Genomic DNA, 23715 nt, shown 5'->3' on the forward strand with positions numbered 1-23715 from the left:
CAGCGCATCGACTAGGGGTTGGAGCTGCACACCGGTTTGCCCAACCCATTGCGCCAGTGGCGAGCGGGCTTGCCCCGCGTTGGGGTGCGAAGCGCCCCCAATTAAGCAGACTCCGGTATACCTGACCCTGCGCAGAACATGTTTTTGGGGCTGCTGCGCAGCCCAACGCGGGGCAAGCCCGCTCGCCACAACATAATAGAGACCTACATCAAACAATCTTCAGCCAGGGCCACCGCGCCTGATAACTCTGCGCCTTGACCTCAAACAATGCCCGCTCCGGATGCAGCGGGTTAATCCGCAAAATCCCCTGCTCCACATCCGCCAACCCATACGGCGCATACACCTCGCCCGTCGCCACCTCCAGCGCCACGCACGTGCCCGCCACCAGATACCGATCAACCCCCTGCCGCGCCGAGTGCAGTTGCGAATAGGGCCGGCCAAACCGCTGGCCATACCAGAGATGAACCCGCGCCTGATTGCGCACCTCGACACTTACCCCCAAGTCCGCGAACAGCGCGTTCGCCTTCTGGATGACCACATCCTCAGCCTCGTAGGACACGTCCGTATCAAAGTAAAAAACGTCGTAGTCCTTCACCCCGTGATCCGCCGGCAGATTCGCCTGATGATTCCACACTGCCTGAAACAGGCACCCCGCCGTCAGCAGGCACTGATCCACCCCAAGCGCCGGCAGGCGCGCGGTGATTTCAGCGTTGATCGGGTTGGCCATGGCCAGTGTGATAAATGCGTCAGCACTCAACGTCACGGTTAACGCTCCTGAAGGCAAAATCCGAATCCCCCGCGACGCCTTGCTCCCTTGCCTACACGTGCGTCAGAATCCGCCGGCTTGTGCGCTGGGATGGCCGTCTCTAAGGTGGCTCGGTCGCTGAATCTCTCGGTGATCGGGTTTAGTAGCCCACGGTTTTAACCTAACAAGTGCACAAGCTCAATCCATCAGACGTTCCCGTCTGTGCTCAATGGTGGCTGTGCGCAGGGCGTCTCCGGACGCGCCGGTTTTGTTAGGTTCCACCGGTCTACTAACCTGCGTACAGCCGCCGCCTTTTCGTTTAGTAGCGACGAGGTGGTAGCCCAAGCAAGGAACTTAACAATGCTTACTGATTCAAGCACTCTCTTCACCGTCGCCCCCGGCGATCCACCAACTGAGCGAACTGGGCGTACTCCTCACCGCCAAATGGCTCGACCGTGAAGCGCCCTGCCCTGGCTGAAGCCTAACCTTTCAACTCACCGGCCCGATTACTCGCCGCGTCGTCGTAAGCCACATACAACGACTCGGCGATCTGGCTTTTGATCGCTTTGGTCGATTCCAGCCCCAACACAAACCCCTCAGCCTTGCCGCCCGCGCGGTTGAGCTCTTCGTGAGTAGAGGCACCAGTGATGGCGTCGAGCAGCTTGGCCGCATGAGGGCCTACGCCTTTGGGGAGGGAGATTTGGTCGATGGTCATCGCGATGCCTTTATAGAAAATGAACGGAAGCGCTGTGAACCACTGCCGGGCCGCCATGGTAGACCGGTTTGCACCGTTGAGGGCTGCTTTCGCCCCCTATCGCCCGCAGCGCCACAGCGACTATTGATGAGTGTCCGCCTCCTCGGCCGGGTAAAACTCGCCCTCCTTGCCCATTTTCTCCAGCCGCTCGCGCACGATCACCTCAACGTGGGCCACTGCGGCCTGGTCGTCAGGATCGACCAACTGCAGGCACAGACGTCGAACATTCTGATCGTGAGTACCCTCGCTGAGCATTTCGTGGGTGAAAACCGCCTCGCCACGCCAGAGGCACAACTCGGTATGCGTGCCGCCAAGCCATATTTCGTTGATTGATCGGAGGTCAGTGGTCGCCAGTTGATCCACGGTGATTGTCTTGTCCATTGCGCAGTACCTTACCGATGATGGGGTGTCGGTAGACTTGCGGGGGTAGCGGGTCGTTCCCGGGGCTGGGGATTTGAGTGTGGTCGTGGTTCGGCTCAGCGGTGCCTCACCGACAGCGAACGTGGGCGCCTGCGCGAACTGCATCCACTTGTCTGGATTTGACCTCGGGTTGCTGTCGATCTTTGCCGTTGCACTGGGGGTGGGGTTGTTCCTAAAGCGGCGGCGGTGACTGCCAAAGAACTGGAGAAGCTCGCCTCGGATTAGCGGTAGAAATTGATAGGTTCTGCTGAGTCGTTGCCGCGATGGCATGGACTCGATTTTCCGACTTGCCCCCAATCTTCTTGGCGTTGGCTGGCCCTGCCCACCTTTTTTAGCTTGCTGAAACGTTTCATCGCGTTTATAAAAATGGCACAACTCCAAGAAAGGCCACCGCCATGACCCCGCTCAAACTCTTCGTTGCGCTCAGCGCACTGTCCGCTGCCTCCCACGCCATGGCCTGGGATTACGTTCTGCTCGACACCGACAAAGCCGCCCAGAACTGGCAGATCACCAGTCAGCAACTCGGCATAAAAACCGACAAACCCTTCAGCGTGACCCTGCGCACCTTGCACGGCGGTCGGCAGGAGGGCGTCAGTATCGTCGACATCGATAACGGCACGATGAAACTCTCGGTAGTGCCGACTCGCGGAATGAACGTCTTGCAGGCCTCGGTTGGCAATGTACGCATGGGCTGGGATTCGCCGGTCAAGGAAGTGGTCAATCCGTCCTTCATCGAACTCAATGGCCGCGGTGGCCTGGGCTGGCTGGAAGGTTTCAATGAACTGGTCACCCGCTGCGGATACGAATGGGTCGGCCATCCCGGCGTCGACAACGGCGAACTGCTGACCCTGCACGGTCGAGCCGCCAACATTCCTGCGAATAAAGTCACGCTGCATATCGATGAAAAACCACCGTACGCCATCACCCTGCGCGGCGAACTGAAAGAACAGGCGTTCAAGAAGGTCGACTTCTCAGTCGCGACCGAACTGGTCACCGAACCCGGCAGCGTCGTGTTTGCCCTCAACGACACCCTGACCAACAACGGCGACTATCCGAAGGAATACCAGGCGCTGTATCACAGCAACTTCAGCACCCCGTTCCTGGAGCAGGGCGCTCGTTTCGCCGCGCCGGTGAAACAGGTGTCGCCTTTCAACGACAAGGCCAAGGGCGAGCTGCCCGACTGGCAAACCTACCGCGCACCGACCAGGGACTACGACGAAACGGTTTACAACGTGGTGCCGTATGCCGACGCCAAGGGCGATACGTTGACCGTGTTGCACAACAAGGCCGGCAGCCTGGGCGTTTCGGTCGGCTTCAATACCCAGACACTGCCCGTGTTTTCCCTGTGGAAAAACACCGATACCCAAGGCCAGGGCTATGTCACGGGGCTGGAGCCGGGGACGAGTTTTTCCTACAACCGCCGTTATCAGCGGCCACTGAACCTGGTACCAACCATTGGGCCCAAGGAACACAAGCAGTTCCGCATCAGCTACAGCTTGCTGGCGGACAAGGCGGCGGTGGATAAGGCCTTGAAGCAGGTGAGCGAGATTCAGGATGGGCGGGAGACTGAGGTGCGGCAGACGCCGTTGGTTGATTTGACCAAGGAGTGAGCATTGTCGGCTGATATAGCAGCCCCTCGGCCGTCTGACACCGTCGGCTTGTTCAAGGCCCGCCAGCGCGCGCGACCTTGAGCAGCCGGTGGGCTGCTCGAAACGATTCGGTCACGGTCCGATCTTGACTCACGTCGGCCGTTAGCTGCCCATTCATGATCGGCAATATTCGGCCAGAAGCGGACGTATTGGCGTTTGTGTAGTATCTGCCTCTCTTCCCACCTGTATGAGGTGCCCGATGTCTAGCCGACACTCCCCATCCCCTACAAGAGCTGCCCTAGACCTGCAAAACGCACGTTCGCTTTTGGGAAAGCGGCTGAGTGTGCTGCTGCACGATCAGTACTATTTCAACGACGAGAAAGATCTGGGAGACATAGGTTCTCTAGAGTGGCGTTTTGGCGAGCGAGAAGTTGTATCCATGTATCTCTTGAGTGATGGCGAGAGAGTAGGCGCGGACTTGTTGCCTTCTTATACGCCGGCTGCCTTCGAGATAGAGCCGAACGTGACCTGCTCCTGGAAGAGGGAAAACCTACTTGCAGGTCTATCAGCAACCCACCTCGAGAACACAAAAATTTGCGCAGTTGAGGGGATTCTTGACTCTTTCAACGGGCAAGAGCCTTGGCTGGCCGGATTCAGAGTTACGTTCGAGACCGGTGACTCATTGATCTACCTTAACCAGGGCGACGACGCCGTCGTATTGATTAATGCGCTACCGCCAGTAAGTGTAGGTCTCGAAACCCGCTTCGTTACCTCAATTTAATGACAGCTATGGGTCGACTCCCGCCCATAATGAACGGCAGAGTTCGGTCAAGGTGGACCCGCGAGCTATGCCAGCATATGAAGCATGTCTATGAACATCGGACCTGAGAGATCACGTATCTCTCCGTCGTCAGCAACCAAGCAACCTACAGCGCCAGCGAATGACTCTTGGTCATACGCTGGGATGTCCAAGCTGCAAATGATCCTATAACGGAACAGCCAGCCGCAGGCGACCCGACCGCACAGTTCTACCGTTTGATGATAGCCATCAACGGACAGGGGACGGGCACCGTGGGTCTGCGCAAGGTTATATGCTGCACTGTCGGTAGATTCGCGTTGGGAAGATTCGTTGCTCATACGCACTCGAAATAGCTGGTATAGCAGTCGATTATCTACTCATTTGGTTTGAATGTCTGGGCTCCCGCTCTGGGTCGACTACGGTCCTCGCTACAGGCAGAGATCGGCCAAAAGCAGACGGTCGGTGACCTGCAAGTACGGCAACGATCCTGTGCCCTTTCACGGCAACTCATCACTCTAGCAACTCCGTCGCCGTTCACTGGTTCAGGAACCTGATGACAGCACTGGCGAACAGTTCTGGCTGATCAAGCATGATGAAGTGAAAACTGCCGTCAATGCGCCTGAAGCTGATGTTTGGGGTAGAGGCGTAGGCGTTACGGAACATTGCATCGACTTGGGCCGCTTCTACGCCGAAAAGCAGATCGTAAGCATAGACGACCTCAACGGGCACCTTGATGCGTCCAAGCTCAGGCCGGAGGTCTGAGACCAACAATTCATACATGGCATCGGCCATAGTCTTTCGGTCCGAGTTTATCCCCGCCGCGACCAGGCCTGGTCTGACCGCTTCAGTTTTGGCGAGACGGGCGATGGAGGCATGCTGCATGGCTTCCGCCTGCTCAGGCGTTGCCGCCAACATTGCATCACGCATCGCAGCAGCATGCGGGGCCGCCGTTTCACTGGTCGCGAAGGGATCAAACAGCAAAGTATAAAAGGGCATCGCATCGACAATCATCAGGCGTCCCACTTGATCTGGATGACGAGCACCTAGCATTAGTGCCACCTCGCCACCCAACGAATGACCGATGATGACCGGCGACTCGATGCGCTGGCTGCGGATGTATTCAGCGATCGCCTCGGCCGTCGGCGCGACCACTCTCCCGTCTGGATCGGATACAGCAGGCGAGCCTGCAAACCCAGCTACCTGTACGAGATGGAGACGATGGCTCTGCCGTAATCTGGAGGCCAAATCTGCCCATACTTCGTAGGACGACGCAAATCCTGGAATTAAGATGATATCTGTTCCCGAGCCTTGTACCAGCACCGATATACCACCCTGGTTCACAGTTCCTGACGGCAGAGGCGCAGGCTGGGCTGGCGATGCAGAAAACAGCGCCAACGTGGTGCCGATCCCGGCAAGAATCATTCTTGCACGCATGGAGTTACCCTTTTCGCGCAATGCGAAGTGACATTGATGATGTCACGGTCGCCAATTACACCGACGGGTAGGCCGCTTGACGGGTTCATAGCCATTCCTTTGACCGAAAAAGTACTGCCACTATACGGCGCACAAAGGCACCAGGAAACTACCCCCGCTGGCAATCCTTGGCGTCTGCTATGGGTCGATTCTGTTGAAAAAGTCGATCATGGTTTCCACGGCAGAGAAGTACGCGTCCGAGATTGAAATCTTTACTTTTGTTAGAGGTTTCCAGACGCAGATTTCACGCAGCATCGTGCAAAAATGGCGTTCTCACTAAGCAATGGCCAGGCAGTTTTGGATAACCGACTTTTTCAACAGAATCGGCCAAAAGCAGCCAGTCAGCATCCACGAATAGGCCGATTCACAGTGTGTAGTGCCAGGTTAAGGGACAGCTTTATTTACCCAATTACCACCACCAAACTTAATCTGTGGCAAGGGAGCTAATGCCCTGGCCACAGGGAAATCCGGCTATCACTCACGGGGGACGTTATGCCGTCGCGACTTCTTTTGGTGTAAATGTATCGCGCGCTACGTTACCGATGGTGTTGGTTGTGTAGGCATCGAAACTTCCACCAATCAAGCCACCCAGCAGGGGCACGGCTTTACCGAGATTGATCACGCCTTTTTCACCAAATTTGGTGAACAGCTTGAAGCCCACCTTTTTGTTTATCTCTATCAGCGTCTTACCGGAAATCGACTTCACGGCGTTCATCGCCAGCTTGCTGCCAACGGCAATGCCGATGTCTTTCAACACCTCCTTGGCGGAGTTGGCTGTGAGGCAGGCGAAAACCAGGGTCTTTACCTTGTCATCCTTGACGTCGTAGCCCCCCAAGTGGGCGATGGCGGCGATCATGCGAATTTGTACGAAAAGCACACTCGTGATGTTGGCGGGCAACGCGACGGGCAGTGTGATCAATCCACCTAGGCCGGTAATGAAGCCTGAGGTGGCCGATTTGGTGTTCTGCCAGCGAATCAGGGAATTAGCCTGATCGTAGGCAGGGCTTTCTTCCTTGGCGTAGCTGGCTGCGAGCTCCTCGGCGGAATCAAGACCGGAGAATCCATTCACAGATCTCTCGTAGGCCCAGTCGAGGACTTGCATTATCTTTTCTTGACTTATCAGTTCCATCTTTAGTCTCGGCGCGTGATTGATGGCTTTATGATGCCACACATGTTCCGTTATCCGCATTACCTTGCTTTGAACAATTTTCCTTCGTCACATCCATCCGCCACTGCACCGACGGCAACACCCCATTTACTAAATAATTGCCCGCAATCCGCGACTGTATACCTGCGGATGGTGGGTCGCCAATGTGCGGTGATACTTGAGGTTCTGACCCCAATTAAGCTGGATATTAACGCTGCTATGGATGGTAAGCAGGCTAATCCGCTTCTAGCCGTCGGCCTCCAGTCATGAACGGAAGCAATCGGCCAGAAGCGATCATTCCGGAAGAAAAATAAATCTGTCACCTTTTCACCGTTACGCTTGACCCTATTCCCTCCTTGCGGCCACATACGCGTACTGATCCAAAAACAAGGAAGACTCTCACATGCCCCGCCTGGTTTGGCTGCGTGACCATATGCAACACAGCGACACCCTGGCGCAGTGGCTGCATCAGCAGTTCGCATACGAGTTTGTTGAGCAGCCATTGGACGATTGGCAACGCGAATTCGCGGAAGGCCAGGGCAACGGTGATTGGCAATGTCTGATCGCCCTAGAGAATGACCAGCTACTTGGCGGCGCTGCACTTGCCGCCAGCGACTTGCCCGAACGCCCGGAGTTGGGGCCCTGGCTAGCCTGCGTCTTTATCGCCCCACAGGCAAGGAAGCGAGGGTTGGCGGAACAATTGATAGAAGGCATCTGCGACGCCGCAAAGGCCAACGGCACCACCCGGTTGTACTTGCACACCTATGATCGCAGCGACTACTACGCCAAGCGTGGATGGCAGGTGCAGGAGTTTTTTCGGGCGTGGGGTAAGGAGCAGCGATTGATGCTGCGGGATCTTTGAACTCGCTCAGGTTTGCAGCATAAGAGGGAGAGCAAACGCCTGGGAGCGCGAATGTTCGCAGTAGGGACGAAAGGCTAGAAGCTGCTAATTCAGGAATGTCCGCCGCCAAAAGCAGTCATTGATAGATCCTATATGGCGGTAATTTAAGATTTGCGCCTTTACGCGTTAGTGATCTGCGCGCTAGCGCACTAACAGGGCTTTAGCTTTTCGATCTGCGCAGTGAAGTGCCAGAAAGAAAGTCCAAATTTTATGTGGCCGGCGAAGTGTATGATTACGCCAGCTGTATACGTGAAGGTGATGATCTTTATGTTTGCCATGAGACGTCATGCGCGACTTAATTAATTGCTTTAGGGCAATAAGCTTAACAGCCTTCGACAGGAAGCTACTCATTAGCCTGCATCAGTTCCAGAGTGATATGATCTGGCCCGGTCACATATACAACTAGAGTTCCCTTGCGTGGGCCTGCGGGAATCGCTTGAGGCTTGCCTCTTGCTTTCCAGCCTGCTTGCTCAATGCGTTCGAGTACGGCGTATATGTCTTGCACTCTCAATGCCAAATGCGCTGAACCAATCGCTGATGCCGTAGGTGGAGTGATACCGTGGCGGTCACCCTGCGAATATTCCAGCAACTCTACTCGGCTGCCATCCGGGCCTTTGACTATCGCCGTTCGCACGCTCGGATCGGCGGTGCCGGTTACTTGCAAAATGAATGATCCGCCCATTTCCGACTGACGCTCAAGAGTGAACCCAAGTCCAATTGTCCAGAAGCGAATGGCTTCTTCCAATGAACTGACAGCGAAGCCAATATGATCGACGGCATGCACCATGTGGTTAGAATTCATCAAATGATCCTTTAAAGGTTCACGGCCCAAATAGGGAGGTGAGCTTGCGCATCCAGCTGTGACGGCCAAAACACAGAAAATAAATGTGTGAGGGGTACGCATAATCAGGCCAATCCAAGAGAAGCAACATTTGCGATTTTTAGACATTGAGTATTCCTCTGACCGGTCTTATTCTGCATTAGGCATTCAGGATATGGCTACCTCGGATATGACATTGGATAACGTAAACCAGCCATGAACCGCGCGCTTATGCCACTCTTGGCGATAGAGCAACGCGACCGGGCGATCCGCGAGACGGCGCCCCACACTCATACGACAGGCCAACTAATCGCAAGCCTTGCCGGCCTGCTTTCCGTCAGTACTGACGGCGGCTCATGGGTAGTGCCGGCTACCCATGCCATTTGGATACCTCCCCGTGTCGCACACGCGATGATGTCACATGGCGCTTTTGCAGGAGCGATGGTCTATATCGCGGAGCAAGAGTGCGGGATCCTGCATCAAATGCCATGCACATTTAGGGTCAGCAGTTTGCTGCGCGAAGCGGTAAGCCGCGCTGCGTCGTGGGGACAACCACCCCGCAACGAAATGGAGTCGCGGGTTGCAGCAGTCATCTTGGATGAAATTGCTACCTCACCCGCTGAACCCATCGGTCTGGCGCACCCCAATGACCCGCGCTTGAGGCGTATCACCGATGCGATACTTGCTCAGCTTGATGACAATAGATCACTTGAGGATTGGGCTGCTTGGTCAGGTATGGCACCTAGAACACTGGCCCGGCGTCTGGTCGCTGAAACCGGTTTTAGTTTTTCTGAATGGCGACAACGTGCACGCACGTTGCGCGCTATTCAACTATTGGTCGAGGGGATGTCAGTGACGACAACGGCGATTGAGCTTGGCTACGAAAATATTAGTGCTTTCATTGCCATGTTCCGTCGGATAATGGGTGTTACGCCAGGACAATATGTGCGAGCGCAGACACTGATTAGCAAAGAGGCAATTTCTAGATCAAGTTGATGGGTGTAAGAACCGCTGTACCATCCAACCCGATCCTGCACGCTACAGGCTAGACCTTCAACCATATGCCGGAACAGATGAAGAAAGAAATGCCAGCCACTTCAGGAGTCGCCAGAGCATCAGTTTTCTTTTAACTGGTGGGGCACTCACGCTGCACTCAGCTGGCGCTTGTAACTTCAACCGTGCTAGTCGCGTATTCCCTCCCCCCCCAATACCACCACACGCACTCTACGAGCTGTTCGTTAGTGCATTGGCTCAGGCATAAAGTTAGTGTACGCGAAGTCCATGCTTCGCCTAATTGTGCGGCGCCAAGTGCTAAGGTGCTTTTGTAGAGAGCGCTGCGCGCACCACGCGATAGACTTGCGTACGACGCAATGATGTCCATTGGGAAAAAAGAACAGATTTATTTCTCTGTTCTAAACGTCCGCTTCTGGCCGATTGTGTTGAAAAAGTCGGTTTGCCCAAAACGCTCGAATGCTGATGGGTGAAAAGCCCCCTTTTGCACGCTGCTACGTGAAATCCGAGTCCTGAACCTACTGCCAAAAATTCAGATTTCAATCTCAGGCGCGTACTTTTCTGCCGTGGAATTCGAAGTCGACTTTTTCAACAGAATCGGCCGAAAGCTGCCCTTCGCAGAGAACAGATAGCTGCCACCCAGCCCTTCGCTTGCTTAGGTATCAGCGAGAACCTCACATCGTCGCTGAAGGATCGAATAGCGCACACTGGCGCGCTTCCTCATGCGTATACGCGGTTGATGATTAATATATGTGTGCTTACGATAAGCTCACTTAAAAAATGGAGTTGACATGTCCAGTCCCATGCAAGCCACTGCTTCATACAGTCACGAAACCAGCGCACCTGCGGCGACAGTCTGGGCTTTTTTTGAAGCCGTTCAGCTATGGAAGGACTGGAACGCGGGCGTCTATTCATGCGTGCTTGATGGCCCGTTCATGGAAGGTGTATGGATGACCATGGTGTTGCCTGACCAGCAGGTTATCAAGTCGCAACTGGTCGAGGTCAATGCGCCGATTGGGTTTACGGATGAAACCGTGCTGGGCGATGTAACCGTTCGCGTCAGGCACGAAATCATCGCGCTCCCGAATGGAAATCACTCAATCGTCTATTCGATTGATGTCACGGGAGAGGACGCCGAGGATATCTGTGCGCAAGTGTCTTCCGACTTTCCTGACGTCCTGCATGCACTTGTGGTCCTCGCAGAAAGTACGCTGAGCGTGTGAGCCAAGCGTAGCTGATTTATGAATCGCCCCTAGTTTTATAGACACACCCGAGCGGCTGCTCCTGGCCGATTGCTGCCTTTACCAACGGTAACTCTCCCTCAGAACACGCTATTCTTCGGTCCCACAGGCTATGCTCCCTACCTCACCACCACCAGCACATCAACGGAACGCAACACTTTCAGGATTGAAGATGCAGACCGAACTCAGTTTCACCGATGTAGTACGCGAGATTCTTCGCCAGCATCCTGAAGGCCTCACACCCCAGCAAATCCGAGAGATCGTTAAGGTTGAGTACCCCCTGTACGTCGGCACCCCAAGCCATTTAAAAAACGTTGCTGCCGGCAATTACAAGGACGTTGACCACGCTGTTCTGGCCCGAATCTATCTAGCCTGCCGAGGCGCCTCAGACATCGCCGCAGATAAACGCCGAAAGCCTCACCTGATGACTCTCCTGCCGGATGTGGGATCAGTCGAGATCAAGGATGATGAGTTCATCGAGGGTGAGGATCTCGCCAAGCTGGAGGCTGATATCGGCACGTTGTACGTACTCTCCACCGGGCTCTATACCGCTGATCAAGTCGAAATAGTCAAGATTGGGATTACCACTGGCCCGGTCGAAAAGCGCATTACCCAGCTTTATACGACGGGTGTGCCATTTCGGTTCAAAATCGTAAGTCAGCTTGAAACCACAAACTATTCAAAGCTTGAGCAGGCCTTGCATTGCCTTTTCGATAAGTATCGGATCAATAAGTCCCGAGAGTTTTTCACAGCGCATTGCCTGAAGTTTTTGCCAGACCTAATCGCCGTCCACCGGAGTATTGAGACGAGCTAAGGAGGCAAGTTTTTCTGGCCAGGAGAGGCCGTTTATTTACCCGGTTCCAAACGTTCGCTTCTGGCCGCCGTTGAAGAAATTGTTCAGATTAACCCTGCGCCGCATACAACGCCCGCGCCTCCACCCACAGCCCATACAAATCATCCGCCATCCGCTCCACCGCCTGCGCCCTTTTCACCGGCTCATTCAACACCATCAAATCCTCATCACTCGGATTCTTCATATTAAGCTCAGTGGTATACCGCCAAAGCAAACCACCGCTGCCAACGCCGTTATTCACCACGTTCTGCGTCAACGTCGTCAGCCAGGCATGCGCAGTCGGGTGGGATTGCGCATCGCAGTAATAGCCGCAATAAAACCGGTGATCGAGTTCGATATACACCGAGCCCTGTACAAACCCCAAATCGTAATAAAGACCGTACCAGCGATTATCCCGAGTGGCGCTGTAATAGCGATCAACCACCTCCGCCGTCGGCGCTTCAGAGGGTTTGGGCAGCTCGGGGTATTTGTCCGTGATGCATTGGGCAAGTGCTTGCCAGAATTCCAGTTGCAGGTCTTTCAGGGTTTCGACGAACGCTTTTTGCAAGTCGCGTACCACCAGCAGGTTGTTGTTTTGGCGCAGTGTCTGTTTGAGCGCGTCCATGTAGGCGTATCCCTGGTTCTGGAAGGTCAGTGTTGCGACGAGGTCGATGTATTGCAGCAGGCTTTCGCGCACGCCGGCTTCGCGGATAACCCATTGCTGGCATTGCTCCAGCCACGGCAGGATGTCGTTGGCGTAGCTGATGCGCTGGTAGTCAATGCCCAGGCAACTGCGCCGGTCGGCGTCGCGGCCGTCCAGGGTGAGGTAGAGCGGTGGGTAGGCCTAGCAGCCTTCGCTTTGAAGGGTTTGCAGGTAACGGTGCAACTGCGCGTCCTGGTCTGCGGCGTAAAGCTTGTTTTCGATGATGACTGCCTGACGCTTGCTGTTGCGGATCAGGATGTCGACATTGCGGTACTCGACCTCGACCGTCACCTCGGTGCAGTCGAAACCTTCGATGTTCAACGCGGCCAACAACAATTGCAGCAGCTTGGTCCCAGCACCGTGGGCGCCTTGAGGATTGAGCAAAAAGGCCAGGTAGCGAGAGTGCAGGCGCACTTCATCGGAGCTGCTGCGCAGCAGGGTGAACAGGTTGAACGCCGGAGGACGGTGCAGTTCGGCGCGCAGTAATGCGGCGCGGTGGATCAAGGGTTGCAAGGTTCATTTCCTTATGGGGGCAAGTCAGGCAATGATTGTATTGCGCCAGTACTTACCGTGCACGCGTGCATTTTTCGTTGCCAAGAGAATCAACTCATAATCCTGCCCCGCCTTTGGGGTGAAACGAAAGGTTTACTGGCAGTTATAGGAATAGCCGGCAGAAACGTGGCTTTCACTCTGGAAGTTCATGGTTAAAGGCTTGTCGGCTCAGCACTTTCAGCTCGGTGTGCGCCAACTCCTGCGATTGCACCTGGCGGTTATGCCGTTCAGTTAAGGAACGTTTGCGGGCTTATTGTGGCGAGCGGGCTTGCCCCGCGTTGGGGTGCGAAGCGCCCCCAATCGAGCAAAACGCGGTGTACCTGATACGGCTCAGCGCCTGGTTTTGGGGCTGCTGCGCAGCCCAGCGCAGGACAAGCCTGCTCGCCACAGGGAATCTGCGATTAACTGAACGGCATCGGGTCAAGCGCGCTTGGGCAACTTCCAGCCCGCCCGCACAAAGTGACACGTGTACCCGTCAGGAATCCGCTCCAGGTAATCCTGATGTTCGGGCTCCGCCTCCCAAAACTCACCGGCCGGTTCAATCTCGGTCACCACCGGCCCCGGCCATAGCTTCGATGCATCAACATCAGCCACGGTGTCTTCGGCCACCTCACGCTGCGCTTCGCTCAGGTAATAAATCGCCGAACGGTAGCTTGGCCCCAGGTCGTTGCCCTGGCGGTTGGGCGTGCTGGGGTCGTGGATCTGGAAGAAGAACTCCAGAATCTGCCGATACGTGATCACCGCCGGGTCAAACACGATCTCGATCGCTTCCGCATGGTCGCCATGGTTGCGATAGGTGGCATTGGGCACGTCGCCGCCGGTGTAACCGACGCGTGTGTGCAGCACGCCGGGGTAGCGTCGCAGCAGGTCCTGCATGCCCCAGAAGCACCCGCCGGCGAGGATGGCGGTTTCGGTGTGGTTGGTCATGGTCTGCCCTCACGCTTGATGGATATGCAGGTAGTTATGGGGCTGTGCCCGCCAATAGCAAGTCAACGCGTCAAACACCGATACAAAACCAAAATAAATGTACAGTTTCCCAATAACCTGTCGACATAGATGGCAAGGTGCCATGGATGAGGCCCGCATCACTTATTGAGCCTTTACGCTATGTCCATCTTTGCCTTTCTACACCGTGACCGTCGCGCCCTGCACCAACTGACAGCGGCGATCAAAAACGGCCAGCCGCACTCTATCGATCGCCACAGAACCGCACCGGCCGTGCTTGATGCGCTGGCTGTACTCGAATCCTCCAACCGTGAAACACAATCGCGCATTTCCCAGCTCGAAGATGAACTCGAGTCTGCCCGTGAATTGCTGCGCGAGTCTGCCGCCTCCGCCCAGGCTTCGGAAATCCGCTTTGACCTGGTCAACCGCGCCTCCAGCGAGGGCCTCTGGGACATGGAGGTGGTGGCGGGCGACCCGATCAATCCGCAGAACCGTTTCTGGTGGTCGCCGCAATTTCGCAGCCTGCTCGGATTCTCCGACGAGCGTGATTTTCCGAACGTGCTGGCCAGTTGGGCTGATCGTCTGCATCCACAGGACAAGCAGGCGACGCTGGACGCTTTTGCACGGCATCTCAACGACAAGTCGGGAAACACGCCTTACAACGTGAACAATCGGCTGGCGATGAAAAACGGTTCCTACCGCTGGTTTCACGCCCAGGGTGAAACGCTGCGCGATGAACGCGGCACGCCGATTCGCGTGGCCGGTGCGTTGCGCGATATTCATGATCAGTTGCAACGCGATCAGGAACACGACGTGATCATCACCCGCTTCGAACTGGCCCGGGAGATGCTTTCCGACGGTTTGTGGGATATGGAGGTGATTGCCGGCGACCCCGTGAACCCGAAAAACCCCTTCTGGTGGTCGCCTCAGTTTCGACGCCTGCTGGGTTTTGAAACGGTGCAAGAGTTTCCCGATGTGCTGGACAGCTGGGCCTCCCGGCTGCACCCGAATGACAAGGAGCGCAGCCTGAACGCCTTTGGTGCGCACCTCAATGACAAGTCAGGGCAGACGCCGTTTGATATCGAATACCGGTTGAAGATGAAAAGTGGCGAATACCGCTGGTTCCGCGCCCGCGGTCAAACCCGCCGCGATCCGCAGGGTGCGCCACTGCGGGTGGTGGGCGCGCTGGTGGACGTGCACTTGCAGCATGAGCAGCAAGCGTTGCGCGCCGCGGAGGGCGAGCACCAGCGTACGCTGGAAACCAACATTGCGCAGTTGTCGCAGATTGTCGGGACGATCCAGAGCATCGCCAGCCAGACCAATCTGCTGGCGCTGAATGCCGCGATTGAAGCGGCGCGTGCCGGCGAGGCCGGACGTGGTTTCGCAGTGGTGGCCGACGAGGTGCGCAAGCTGGCAACGCGTACCACCGAAGCCACCGAACAGGCGGCCGGGATGATTGCTCGGTAAGTCGCCCGTTTCAGCCGCCTCTCCAATACGCAGAGAGGCGGTTTGTCAAGTCAATAAACACGACGTAAAAAGCAAAAAAGTAGTGAACTATCACTCCCTCTACAGGCCACTTCTAAAGTTAACAACAACACGGCCGATAGTTAATTACGGAGCCCTTAATCCCTGCCCGAAACACACAAAAAACCCAATATACATGCCACGGATAGGCACGTTTCAGGACCGAACATCATGTTCAGCAAACTAAGCATTTCGCAAAAACTCTATGCAAGTTTTACCGCAGTCGTTGTACTGATTGGTTTATTGGTGGGGAGCGCCTATAGAGGCTTCGAAACGGTAGAAGATGCTACAACTAGTAACGTGCATACTTATGAAGTATTAAGCGCCGCACAATTGGCGCTGGAACAGTTGATCAACATCGAAACCGGCATGCGCGGTTTCGTTATCGCGTCCAAAGACACCTTTCTGGAACCTCTGGTCGCCGGCGAAAAACGCTTTTTAGAGAAGTTGGAGTTGCTCAAACGCCTGACGGCGGATAACCCGGCGCAGCAGCAACGCCTGACCAGCCTGGGCGAGACGCAAAAGCGCTGGCTTGCCGAAGACATCGATCCAATCATCGCCCTGCGTAGAAGCCTGACGGCCAGCAAACTGCCCGATGACGAACTGGATACGCGCATCACCGCCGGCGCCGACAAGGCCAAGATGGACAGCATGCGCGCGACCCTGGCGGAAATCACCGCCACCGAAACCGCCCTGCTGGCGCAAAGAAACCAGGAGATGATCGATGCCAAACATATGGCGCTGACGATTCTGATCGTGGGCGGCATCTTGTCGGCTGTGTTGTCGTTGATCCTCGCCACCTCCCTGGGCCGCAGCACCACTCGGCGCCTGCAACTGGCGATTGATGCCGCTACCGCAATTGCCAACGGCAAACTGGATACGGTGATCGACACCAGCAGCCATGACGAGTTGCCTAAAGCCTTCGACCGCATGCAGAAACGCCTGCGGGAAATGATTCAACAGATCAGCGAAGCGGCCAACCAGTTGGTACTGTCGGTGCAGCAGATCTCCGGCGCGTCGGAGCAGTTGTCCGGTGCGATTCAGGAGCAGTCGACGTCGGCCTCGATGATGGCCGCCACCATTGAAGAACTGACCGTGAGCATCCATCACGTCTCGGAAAATGCCGACGAGGCACACCAGCTCGCCAGCCGCTCAGGCGAGCAATCCAAGGACGGCGCACGCGTCATCGAAAATACCCTGGCGAGCATGAACGGCATTGCCAAAACCGTGCAGCACTCCTCCACCCAGGTGGCGGGGTTGGGCCAGCACTCCGAACAGATTTCCTCGATCATCAGCGTGATTCAGGGCATCGCCGACCAGACCAACCTGCTGGCGCTTAACGCCGCCATTGAAGCAGCCCGGGCCGGCGAGCAAGGGCGCGGGTTTGCCGTGGTAGCCGATGAGGTGCGCCTGCTCGCGCAGAACACCGGCAAGTCGACCAAGGAAATCGCGATCATGATCGAGAAAATCCAGGCCGGCGTGCGCGAAACCGTTGAAAGCATGCGCGGTGGTGTGCTCGAAGTGAGCCAGGGCGTGGAAACGGCGGGAACCGCAGGCGCGGCCATCGTCGAAATTCGCGACAGCTCGGAGAAAGTGCTCCAGGTGGTCGATCAGATCTCCTTCGCCTTGCGTGAGCAGACCATGGCCAGCCAGGACGTTGCCCGCAACGTTGAGCGCTCGGCGCAGATGGCGGAAATGAACAACGTGTCGGTGCAGGAGTTGCTCAAGACCAGTGGCGGCCTGAAGAACCTCGCCACCAGCCTTCAGCACGAAGTGAGCAAGTTCCAGTTGTAATCCACAGGCTGCGGGGCTGAGCTCGGCGCACGCTGAACGAAGCCCGCCCGGTTGCAGTCGGAGAAATACCCTCTCCGGCAAAGAACCCGGCTCATGCCTCTGAAAACCGCAGCCCTCGCCTCCCTCCTCTCCCTGGCGGCCAGCACGGCCGCCGCCGCCCAGGAACCGTTGCGCCTGCAAAACCTGCAGCGCTGCGGCGACCTGCTGGAAAACCGTCAGCAAGCCTGGTGCCTGACCGCACGTGGCCTGGGTGACGCCACGCCAACACTCAAACTGGGCGTCACCGCCCTGCCGGCGAACGCGGTGCAGCGTGACGGCAATACCCTTCGTGTGCATCTGGACAGCAGCCACTATCAAAGCGGCCCCATGTGGCTGGAGGACGGCACCCGCGTCAGCAACGCTGCCTGGCTGAGCCTGCGCAATAGCCACGTGGTGGCGGCAAAGCCCAACGAAGTGGCGAAGAACATGGACGGCCTGACCACCTACATCGACCTGGTCAGCGTGCTGATCGAAGAAGACCACGATGGCCGTCAGGAAGCCGAGCGCCTGGCCCGCAAGTATGGGGCGACGGTGGTCGGCAGCATTGCGCCGCTGAACCTGTTCCAGCTGCGCCTGCCCGCCAGGGATTTGGTGCAGCGCGATGCGCTGGTGCTGCGTCTGGGCAGCGAGACCAGCGTCGATGCGGTGGTGGTCGAGGAGTCGGCCGCCGAAGAGGCCGAGGCCGCCGCGCCGCGCGAGAAACCCGACAAACCGGCGCCGGACTCCGACGAGTGGGCGGCCAATCGCTTTCTGGATGCGGTGACTTATTACCAGAGTCGCCTGCCGGGCCGGCATTCGCCGATCCTGCCGCAACCGGTGCGCGTGGGGGTGATCGAGCGCGGGGTGGATTTCGACACCGCCGACTTTGCCGATTATCTCGGCGCCTGTGCCGCCAGGCGCACGTGCGTGTATGCGCGCGACACGAACGCGCCGGACGGCCATGGCACCACGGTTGCGGGCATCCTCGCGGCGCGCTGGGATGACGGCGGCAACAGTGGTTTCCTGCGCGGGCTGGACAAGGCCAGCGGCGGCTTCGAGGTGATCGTCGACCGGGATTCCGATGCCGGCATCACAGCCAATATCGCCGCGTCGGTCAATCTGGTGGAGGACGGTGTACGCGTGCTCAACTGGAGCTGGGGCATTCATCGCGTCGGCGCCAAGGACGTCAACGGGGACGACGTCGATTCGCTGCTGCGCAGCGGCATCGCCATGAGCGGCTATGAAGAATTGCTCGAGGAGTTTTTTCTCTGGCTGCGCAAGGAGCATCCCGATGTGATCGTGGTGAACTCCGCTGGCAATGGCTCGGCGTTCTCCGGCACGGATGACTATCGCCTGCCCTCCTCGTTTATCACCGAACAATTGCTGGTGGTGGGCGGGCATCAGCGCGGCGAGCGCAGCGGGTTGGCGGTTGATGATCCAGCGTATGCGGTGACGCGCAGTTCCTCGAATGTGGACATGCGCGTGGACATCACCGCCGCCGCCTGCACCCACGCCTCCACCCGCGATGCCGGCCAGGAAGGCGCGGTGCACTGCGGCACCTCCTATGCCACGCCAATGGTTGCAGGGTTGCTGGCGGCCATGCTGTCGATCAACCCGCAGTTGCAACCCGAGCAGTTGCGCATGCTGCTGCGCCGCAGCTCAATGGCCATCGGCGAAAAAAACGACTTTGAACGCAGCGACGCCCAGGACCTCACCGCGCCCATCCTGCCGTCGGAGCGCAACTACCAGCGCACCGACAAGGACGTGGGACGCTCGGCGCGGCTGGACATGCAGAAAGCACTGGATCTGGCGGTGCAGAGCAGGACACGTGTACGGTGATGGCTTTTTCAGAAACCCGAGACATGTCATGTTCGTTGCCGAAACCAGTGATCCCATCGCAGCCTCGCCGGGGCTCGACAGCTCCCACCTTTGAGTGGGAGGGCGACGTGTTGTGGCGAGCGGGCTTGCCCCGCGTTGGGCTGCGCAGCAGCCCCAAAACCAGGCGCCTCGCAGTGTCAGGTGCACCGCGTTTTGATTGATTCAGGAGCAGCGCCGTTGAATGCGCACGCTGGCGAAGGTCGGTTCGTCTCGTGCCTGTTCCAGAGTGCTTCTGGGGGTTGCCGGCGCGGGGGCGTGCAGCGGGGGCGGTGAGGCGAGTGGCGGGTGCAGGCGCATGTCGGCGCGTTCGTCGCTGGGGGCGACACCGAAAAAATCGCGGTAGCACTTGGAAAAATGCGGCGTCGACACGAAGCCGCAGATCACGCCCAGTTCGACAATCGACAGCGACGTCTGCATCAGCAGTTGCCGCGCGCGGGTCAGGCGCAGTTTGAGGTAGTACCGCGACGGCGTGCAAAACAGGTAGCGCTGGAACATGCGCTCCAACTGACGCCGCGAGACCTGCACGTAGGCCGCCAGGTCATCCAGTTCGATGGGTTCTTCGAGGTTGGCCTCCATCAGCGCGACCACCTCCTGCAGCTTCGGCTGCTGCGTGCCGAGCAGGTGTTTGAGGGGCACGCGCTGCTGGTCGCGCTCATTACGAATACGCTCATATACAAACATCTGCGAGATCGCCGCCGAGAGTTCATGGCCATGATCGCGGCTGATCAGGTGCAGCATCATGTCCAGCGGCGCGGTGCCGCCGGAGCTGGTGAAACGATTGCCGTCGAGGGTAAACACGCTCGCGCTCACGGTGACACGGGCAAAGGCTTCCTGCATTGAGGCCATCAGCTCCCAATGCACGCTGCACTGGAAGCCGTCGAGCAAACCCGCCAGGGCCAGCGCCCAACTGCCGGTGCACACCGCCCCCAACCGCCGGCAATGCAGACGCGCCTGGTTGCGCAGCCAGGCAATATGCTCGGCGGTCACTGCCTGTTGAATGCCAATGCCACCGCACACCACCACGGCGTCGAGGTTGAGCGGGTCGAGGGTGGACGCATCCGGCGTGACCGCCACGCCATCGCTGGCCCACACCGGCTGGCCGTTGAGGCTCAGGGTCTGCCAGCGATACAGCTCCTCACCGGCCAGTTGATTGGCCATGCGCAACGGCTCGACCGCACACGACAGGGAAATCAAGGTGAACTGGTCCAGCAGCAAAAAGCCGATGGTCTGGCAGGCCGGCGCATCAGGTGCCATGGCAGTTACTCCCCAGCGGCTGATCAGGGCTGCTCCAGCGCTACGGGCTTGACCGCCGGCCCGTGCTGGCGCGCGGTGATCAGGCCGATAAACGAAATCACCAGCGCCAGGCCAATCGTCGACGACACTTCCAGGCGGTGGTCCGGCGTCACCATCATCACCCCCAGCGCCAGGCAGATGAACACAATCACCAGGTAGGTCAGCCAGGGAAACAGCCACATGCGAAAGGTCAGCTCAACGTTCTGCCGCAGCAGCAAACGGCGCATGCGCAATTGCGAAACCGCGATCACCAGGTACACCAGCAGCGCGATGGCGCCGGAGCTGGCCAGCAGAAACTGGAACAGCCCGGCCGGCATGAAATAGCTCAGCAGCGTGATGCCCGCACCGATGATGGTGCTCGCGATCACCGCCGCCCGGGGCACGCCCGCCGCCGAGGTGGCTTTGAGCGCACGCGGCGCATCGCCGCGTTTGCCCAGGGAAAACAGCATGCGAGAAGAGATGTAGATCGAGGAGTTCATGCAACTGGCCACGGCGATCAGCACCACCAGGTCGACCATGAATTTGGCGTTGGGGATATTCATCAGTTCCAGCGCACGCTGATAAGAGCCCACGGAGGCCAGCAGCGGATCGTTCCACGGCACCACCGAAATCACGATGGAGATCGACAGCAGATAGAACACGCCAATGCGCCAGATCACCGAGCGCGTCGCCTTGGCGATGTTCTGCGCGGGGTTGCTCGATTCGGCGGCGGCGATGGTCACCGCCTCCGTGCCGATAAAGCTGAACATGATGGTGATAAACGCACCCACCACCGCCGACAGGCCATTAGGTGCAAAACCGCCGTGTTCCTGCATCAGGCGGCTCAGGCCGCTGGCTTCGCGGTCCGGAATCCAGCCCATCAGCACACTGAAGCCCAAGCCGATAAAGCCGACGATGGCGATCACCTTGGCCATGGCGAACCAGAATTCGAACTCGCCGTACTTGGCCACACTGAACAGGTTGGTGATCACCAGCAGGATGATCGACAGCAGCGCGAACAGCCAGGCGTCCACCTGCGGGAACCACTGGTTGAGCACATGCCCGGCGGCCAGCGCTTCAATCGGGATCACCAGCACCCAGAACCACCAGTACAACCAGCCGATGGTGAACCCGGCCCAGGGGCCGATGGCCTGGTCGGCATAGGTGGAGAACGAGCCGGTGTCAGGCCGCGCCACCGCCATTTCGCCGAGCATGCGCATCACCAGCACCACCAGCAGCCCGGAGGCCAGGTACGCCAGCAACACCGCTGGCCCGGCGGCCGCGATGGCATGCCCGGAACCGACAAACAGCCCGGCGCCAATAATGCCGGCAATCGACAGCATGGTCACATGGCGTGGCTTGAAGCCCTGCGCCAACTGACCGCTGGAATCCTTGGAGTTGAGGTTAATCATTGTTTTTGTTGTGCTCTGCGACCCAATTGCGCACCACCATACGGGCGCAGAGCCCGGCGAAAAGGCCTGAGTACGTCACGATCGTGCCTGATGTCGACATGCACAAAAGCGCGGGCAGCCCGTGACGCCGGCGGCGTTACTCCTGAACGCTGTGGATCAACGCACCGAACAGGTCGCCACGGGGCATTTTGTCCAGGGGGATATCGGAGTTTTCGAACCACTCGCGCCCGGCTTCCGGGTGCGGGCCACTGAGGACCACCACGCCCTTTTTATAGGTGTAGCGCGCGGCCGCGACGTCGCCATTGTGGTAGGTCGCGAGGGTCTGATAAGGCGTGGCTGCGGTGGATGTGGGGAAGTACGGGCCGTCCTGATAGAACACATAGTCCGGCTTGCCGGCCCAGGTGACGCGCACCGCTGCGTCGTCGATGCCACTCACTTCAAAGCCCGGACGACCGGCTTCGGTGTCGATGGCGTGGGGGATCAGGCCGAGGTTGTTGTCGTCCGCCAGATAGGCGCCCATGCACAGGCCCAGGTAGCGGCCGCCCTTGGCCACATAGTTGCGGATAGCCTCGGCGCGCTCGTCGCCCAGACTGTCGAGCGCGCCGGGAATGTCCTGGCCGCCGCCTGGCTGCACGTAGAGGTCGTAATGCGCGAGGGTTTGCGTGGTGATGTCGATGTCCTCGTCCGCGCCGACGAAGTCGACCTGGTAGCCGGGGTTGAGGCGCAACAGGGCGGTTTTCACGTTTTCCGAGCAGTCATCGCACCCTGCCGGGCCCCGGTACACGGCGACATGGGTGATCGGCGCGGCGGCGCATGCCTGGAAGGCGGCGAAGGCAAGGACGGTGGCAGCGATGGCGTGCAATTTCATGGTGGAAGATTCTTCACAGGTCGGGGGCACGCACATAGCCTAAAGCGAATGGCCGCTTAAAAAAGTTAACAGTTGTAAACGCCCTGGGGGATCCCGGGGCACTCTGCGGCCCTGTGACAGTCCATTCCTGCACACCCCCCTACTCTGGAGCCGTCCATGATCACCGTCCATCACCTCAACAATTCACGTTCCCAGCGCATCCTCTGGCTGCTGGAAGAGCTTGGTCTGCCGTACGAGATCAAGCGTTACCAGCGTGACCCGAAAACCAACCTGGCGCCGCCGGAACTCAAGGCGATCAATGCGCTGGGCAAATCGCCGGTCATCGAGGACGGTGGCAAGGTGGTGATTGAGTCCGGCGCCATTGTCGACTACCTCATCCGCCACCACGGCGCCGGCCGCCTGCAACCGGATGCCGCCAGTGCCAGCTACGATGAGTACGTGCAATGGCTGCACTTTGCCGAAGGCTCGGCCATGCTCCCGCTGATGCTCAACCTCTACGTGGGCCGCCTGGGTGAAGCCGGTGCGCCGTTGCATCCGCGTATCGAGTCGGAAGTGGCCAATTACCTGGGGTATCTGGATAACGCCCTGGCAAACTCGCCTTACCTGATGGGCGAGGCGTTGAGCGGCGCGGATATCCAGATGAGTTTCATCGGCGAAATCGCCAAGGCCCAGGGCAAGTTGCAGGCCTACCCTAACCTGGCGGCGTGGGTGCAGCGTTTCCAGGCGCGGCCGGCGTATCGCAAGGCGGTGGAGCAAGGTGGCGAGTATGCGTTTGCCAAGTGAGGCGTAGAGCCAGTCCGTTGTAGCAAGCGGACTTGTTGTGACTAGCGGGCTTGTTGTGGCGAGCAGGCTTGTTGTGGCGAGCGGGCTTGCCCCGCGTTGGGGTGCGAAGCACCCCCATCAAGGAAACCGCGGTATACCTGACACCGCGCAAAGCCTGGTTTTGGGGCTGCTGCGCAGCCCAACGCAGGACAAGCCTGCTCGCCACAGGGAATCTGCGCTTAACTGAACGGCATT

The 23715-nt window shown here is 58.1% G+C and carries 21 protein-coding genes and 3 pseudogenes; 12 read left to right on the forward strand and 12 right to left on the reverse strand.

The window, feature by feature from the left end; genetic code table 11:
• Window positions 1-208 precede the first annotated feature (208 nt).
• Window positions 209-727, reverse strand: a complete 519-nt coding sequence (locus TU79_RS11365) for a nucleotidyltransferase family protein (RefSeq protein ID WP_414896204.1) — start codon at window positions 725-727, stop codon at window positions 209-211.
• Between the two features lie 418 nt (window positions 728-1145).
• Here TU79_RS11365 and TU79_RS26900 point away from each other — a divergent pair.
• Window positions 1146-1223 (forward strand): annotated as a pseudogene (locus TU79_RS26900) (DUF6124 family protein); the annotation flags it as partial.
• 3 nt (window positions 1224-1226) lie between these two features.
• On the opposite strand, the gene TU79_RS11370 reads toward TU79_RS26900, so the two are convergent.
• Complete coding sequence (locus TU79_RS11370; RefSeq protein ID WP_057008200.1) at window positions 1227-1460, reverse strand: hypothetical protein; 234 nt, start codon at window positions 1458-1460, stop codon at window positions 1227-1229.
• Window positions 1461-1580: 120 nt separating this feature from the next.
• Window positions 1581-1880 carry a hypothetical protein gene (locus TU79_RS11375; RefSeq protein ID WP_057008061.1) on the reverse strand — a complete coding sequence of 100 codons (300 nt, stop codon included), beginning with the start codon at window positions 1878-1880 and terminating at the stop codon, window positions 1581-1583.
• Window positions 1881-2314: 434 nt separating this feature from the next.
• Here TU79_RS11375 and TU79_RS11380 point away from each other — a divergent pair, with 434 nt between their 5' ends.
• Both TU79_RS11380 and TU79_RS11385 read left to right on the forward strand, forming a co-directional pair.
• On the forward strand, window positions 2315-3529 hold the full coding sequence (locus tag TU79_RS11380; protein WP_057008062.1) for an aldose 1-epimerase family protein: 1215 nt from the start codon (window positions 2315-2317) through the stop codon (window positions 3527-3529).
• A 322-nt stretch (window positions 3530-3851) separates the two neighbouring features.
• Window positions 3852-4289: a hypothetical protein gene (locus tag TU79_RS11385; protein ID WP_231986859.1), complete on the forward strand. Its 438-nt coding sequence runs from the start codon at window positions 3852-3854 to the stop codon at window positions 4287-4289.
• A 552-nt stretch (window positions 4290-4841) separates the two neighbouring features.
• Here TU79_RS11385 and TU79_RS11390 read toward each other — a convergent pair.
• Together TU79_RS11390 and TU79_RS11395 are read right to left on the reverse strand one after the other, a co-directional pair.
• On the reverse strand, window positions 4842-5741 hold the full coding sequence (locus TU79_RS11390; RefSeq protein ID WP_057008064.1) for an alpha/beta fold hydrolase: 900 nt from the start codon (window positions 5739-5741) through the stop codon (window positions 4842-4844).
• A gap of 529 nt (window positions 5742-6270) precedes the next feature.
• Complete coding sequence (locus TU79_RS11395) at window positions 6271-6882, reverse strand: EcsC family protein (RefSeq protein WP_231986861.1); 612 nt, start codon at window positions 6880-6882, stop codon at window positions 6271-6273.
• A 448-nt stretch (window positions 6883-7330) separates the two neighbouring features.
• Here TU79_RS11395 and TU79_RS11400 point away from each other — a divergent pair, with 448 nt between their 5' ends.
• Window positions 7331-7789 (forward strand): GNAT family N-acetyltransferase, encoded by a 459-nt coding sequence (locus tag TU79_RS11400; protein ID WP_057008065.1) that lies wholly within the window; start codon window positions 7331-7333, stop codon window positions 7787-7789.
• A gap of 382 nt (window positions 7790-8171) precedes the next feature.
• On the opposite strand, the gene TU79_RS11405 is transcribed toward TU79_RS11400, so the two are convergent.
• Window positions 8172-8777, reverse strand: coding sequence for a VOC family protein (locus TU79_RS11405; protein ID WP_231986862.1), 606 nt, complete (start codon window positions 8775-8777; stop codon window positions 8172-8174).
• An 87-nt stretch (window positions 8778-8864) separates the two neighbouring features.
• On the opposite strand from TU79_RS11405, the gene TU79_RS11410 reads away from it, so the two are divergent.
• From TU79_RS11410 to TU79_RS26570, 3 genes are all read left to right on the forward strand, one after another.
• Window positions 8865-9644, forward strand: coding sequence for an AraC family transcriptional regulator (locus tag TU79_RS11410; RefSeq protein WP_057008066.1), 780 nt, complete (start codon window positions 8865-8867; stop codon window positions 9642-9644).
• Window positions 9645-10450: 806 nt separating this feature from the next.
• The gene (locus TU79_RS11415; protein ID WP_057008067.1) at window positions 10451-10882 is read left to right on the forward strand and encodes an SRPBCC family protein; all 432 of its coding nucleotides are present in this window, start codon (window positions 10451-10453) and stop codon (window positions 10880-10882) included.
• A gap of 190 nt (window positions 10883-11072) precedes the next feature.
• Entirely contained in the window at window positions 11073-11714 is a 642-nt protein-coding gene (locus TU79_RS26570; RefSeq protein ID WP_057008068.1) for a GIY-YIG nuclease family protein, read from the forward strand.
• Window positions 11715-11802: 88 nt separating this feature from the next.
• On the opposite strand, the gene TU79_RS26305 is transcribed toward TU79_RS26570, so the two are convergent.
• From TU79_RS26305 to msrA, 3 genes are all read right to left on the reverse strand, one after another.
• The gene (locus tag TU79_RS26305; protein ID WP_169793795.1) at window positions 11803-12429 is read right to left on the reverse strand and encodes a hypothetical protein; all 627 of its coding nucleotides are present in this window, start codon (window positions 12427-12429) and stop codon (window positions 11803-11805) included.
• A 147-nt stretch (window positions 12430-12576) separates the two neighbouring features.
• Complete coding sequence (locus tag TU79_RS26310; RefSeq protein ID WP_169793796.1) at window positions 12577-12948, reverse strand: PDDEXK-like family protein; 372 nt, start codon at window positions 12946-12948, stop codon at window positions 12577-12579.
• Window positions 12949-13407: 459 nt separating this feature from the next.
• A complete protein-coding gene (gene msrA / locus TU79_RS11430; RefSeq protein WP_057008069.1) occupies window positions 13408-13914 on the reverse strand; it encodes a peptide-methionine (S)-S-oxide reductase MsrA in 507 nt (168 codons plus the stop codon).
• A gap of 471 nt (window positions 13915-14385) precedes the next feature.
• Between msrA and TU79_RS26905 the strand changes: the two are divergent.
• From TU79_RS26905 to TU79_RS11445, 4 genes and pseudogenes are all read left to right on the forward strand, one after another.
• Window positions 14386-15105: pseudogene (locus TU79_RS26905) on the forward strand (PAS domain-containing protein); the annotation flags it as partial.
• 78 nt (window positions 15106-15183) lie between these two features.
• A pseudogene (locus tag TU79_RS26910) lies at window positions 15184-15390 on the forward strand (methyl-accepting chemotaxis protein); the annotation flags it as partial.
• Window positions 15391-15627: 237 nt separating this feature from the next.
• On the forward strand, window positions 15628-17250 hold the full coding sequence (locus TU79_RS11440; RefSeq protein WP_057008071.1) for a methyl-accepting chemotaxis protein: 1623 nt from the start codon (window positions 15628-15630) through the stop codon (window positions 17248-17250).
• 93 nt (window positions 17251-17343) lie between these two features.
• Window positions 17344-19107 carry a S8/S53 family peptidase gene (locus tag TU79_RS11445; protein ID WP_057008072.1) on the forward strand — a complete coding sequence of 588 codons (1764 nt, stop codon included), beginning with the start codon at window positions 17344-17346 and terminating at the stop codon, window positions 19105-19107.
• A 201-nt stretch (window positions 19108-19308) separates the two neighbouring features.
• Here TU79_RS11445 and gbdR read toward each other — a convergent pair whose 3' ends face one another.
• The 3 genes from gbdR to TU79_RS11460 form a co-directional block, all read right to left on the reverse strand.
• Window positions 19309-20400 (reverse strand): choline metabolism transcriptional regulator GbdR, encoded by a 1092-nt coding sequence (gene gbdR, locus TU79_RS11450; protein ID WP_057008073.1) that lies wholly within the window; start codon window positions 20398-20400, stop codon window positions 19309-19311.
• 23 nt (window positions 20401-20423) lie between these two features.
• On the reverse strand, window positions 20424-21830 hold the full coding sequence (locus TU79_RS11455; protein ID WP_057008074.1) for an amino acid permease: 1407 nt from the start codon (window positions 21828-21830) through the stop codon (window positions 20424-20426).
• A 136-nt stretch (window positions 21831-21966) separates the two neighbouring features.
• Window positions 21967-22698 carry a BPL-N domain-containing protein gene (locus TU79_RS11460; protein ID WP_057008075.1) on the reverse strand — a complete coding sequence of 244 codons (732 nt, stop codon included), beginning with the start codon at window positions 22696-22698 and terminating at the stop codon, window positions 21967-21969.
• Between the two features lie 156 nt (window positions 22699-22854).
• Here TU79_RS11460 and TU79_RS11465 point away from each other — a divergent pair, with 156 nt between their 5' ends.
• Window positions 22855-23481, forward strand: a complete 627-nt coding sequence (locus TU79_RS11465; RefSeq protein ID WP_057008076.1) for a glutathione S-transferase family protein — start codon at window positions 22855-22857, stop codon at window positions 23479-23481.
• Window positions 23482-23715: the final 234 nt, after the last annotated feature.

Source organism: Pseudomonas trivialis (assembly GCF_001439805.1).
GTDB classification, from domain to species: Bacteria; Pseudomonadota; Gammaproteobacteria; order Pseudomonadales; family Pseudomonadaceae; genus Aquipseudomonas; species Aquipseudomonas trivialis.

Excerpts from the sequence above, each read along its gene's own strand:
- TU79_RS11365 (WP_414896204.1), bottom strand. The coding sequence starts at position 727 with ATGGCCAACCCGATCAACGCTGAAATCACCGCGCGCCTGCCGGCGCTT.
- TU79_RS11400 (WP_057008065.1), top strand. The coding sequence starts at position 7,331 with ATGCCCCGCCTGGTTTGGCTGCGTGACCATATGCAACACAGCGACACC.
- TU79_RS11395 (WP_231986861.1), bottom strand. The coding sequence starts at position 6,882 with ATGCAAGTCCTCGACTGGGCCTACGAGAGATCTGTGAATGGATTCTCC.
- TU79_RS11410 (WP_057008066.1), top strand. The coding sequence starts at position 8,865 with ATGAACCGCGCGCTTATGCCACTCTTGGCGATAGAGCAACGCGACCGG.
- msrA (WP_057008069.1), bottom strand. The coding sequence starts at position 13,914 with ATGACCAACCACACCGAAACCGCCATCCTCGCCGGCGGGTGCTTCTGG.
- TU79_RS11465 (WP_057008076.1), top strand. The coding sequence starts at position 22,855 with ATGATCACCGTCCATCACCTCAACAATTCACGTTCCCAGCGCATCCTC.
- TU79_RS11375 (WP_057008061.1), bottom strand. The coding sequence starts at position 1,880 with ATGGACAAGACAATCACCGTGGATCAACTGGCGACCACTGACCTCCGA.
- TU79_RS11380 (WP_057008062.1), top strand. The coding sequence starts at position 2,315 with ATGACCCCGCTCAAACTCTTCGTTGCGCTCAGCGCACTGTCCGCTGCC.
- TU79_RS11455 (WP_057008074.1), bottom strand. The coding sequence starts at position 21,830 with ATGATTAACCTCAACTCCAAGGATTCCAGCGGTCAGTTGGCGCAGGGC.
- TU79_RS11390 (WP_057008064.1), bottom strand. The coding sequence starts at position 5,741 with ATGCGTGCAAGAATGATTCTTGCCGGGATCGGCACCACGTTGGCGCTG.
- TU79_RS11460 (WP_057008075.1), bottom strand. The coding sequence starts at position 22,698 with ATGAAATTGCACGCCATCGCTGCCACCGTCCTTGCCTTCGCCGCCTTC.
- TU79_RS11445 (WP_057008072.1), top strand. The coding sequence starts at position 17,344 with ATGCCTCTGAAAACCGCAGCCCTCGCCTCCCTCCTCTCCCTGGCGGCC.
- TU79_RS11415 (WP_057008067.1), top strand. The coding sequence starts at position 10,451 with ATGTCCAGTCCCATGCAAGCCACTGCTTCATACAGTCACGAAACCAGC.
- gbdR (WP_057008073.1), bottom strand. The coding sequence starts at position 20,400 with ATGGCACCTGATGCGCCGGCCTGCCAGACCATCGGCTTTTTGCTGCTG.
- TU79_RS11370 (WP_057008200.1), bottom strand. The coding sequence starts at position 1,460 with ATGACCATCGACCAAATCTCCCTCCCCAAAGGCGTAGGCCCTCATGCG.
- TU79_RS26570 (WP_057008068.1), top strand. The coding sequence starts at position 11,073 with ATGCAGACCGAACTCAGTTTCACCGATGTAGTACGCGAGATTCTTCGC.
- TU79_RS11440 (WP_057008071.1), top strand. The coding sequence starts at position 15,628 with ATGTTCAGCAAACTAAGCATTTCGCAAAAACTCTATGCAAGTTTTACC.
- TU79_RS11405 (WP_231986862.1), bottom strand. The coding sequence starts at position 8,777 with ATGTCTAAAAATCGCAAATGTTGCTTCTCTTGGATTGGCCTGATTATG.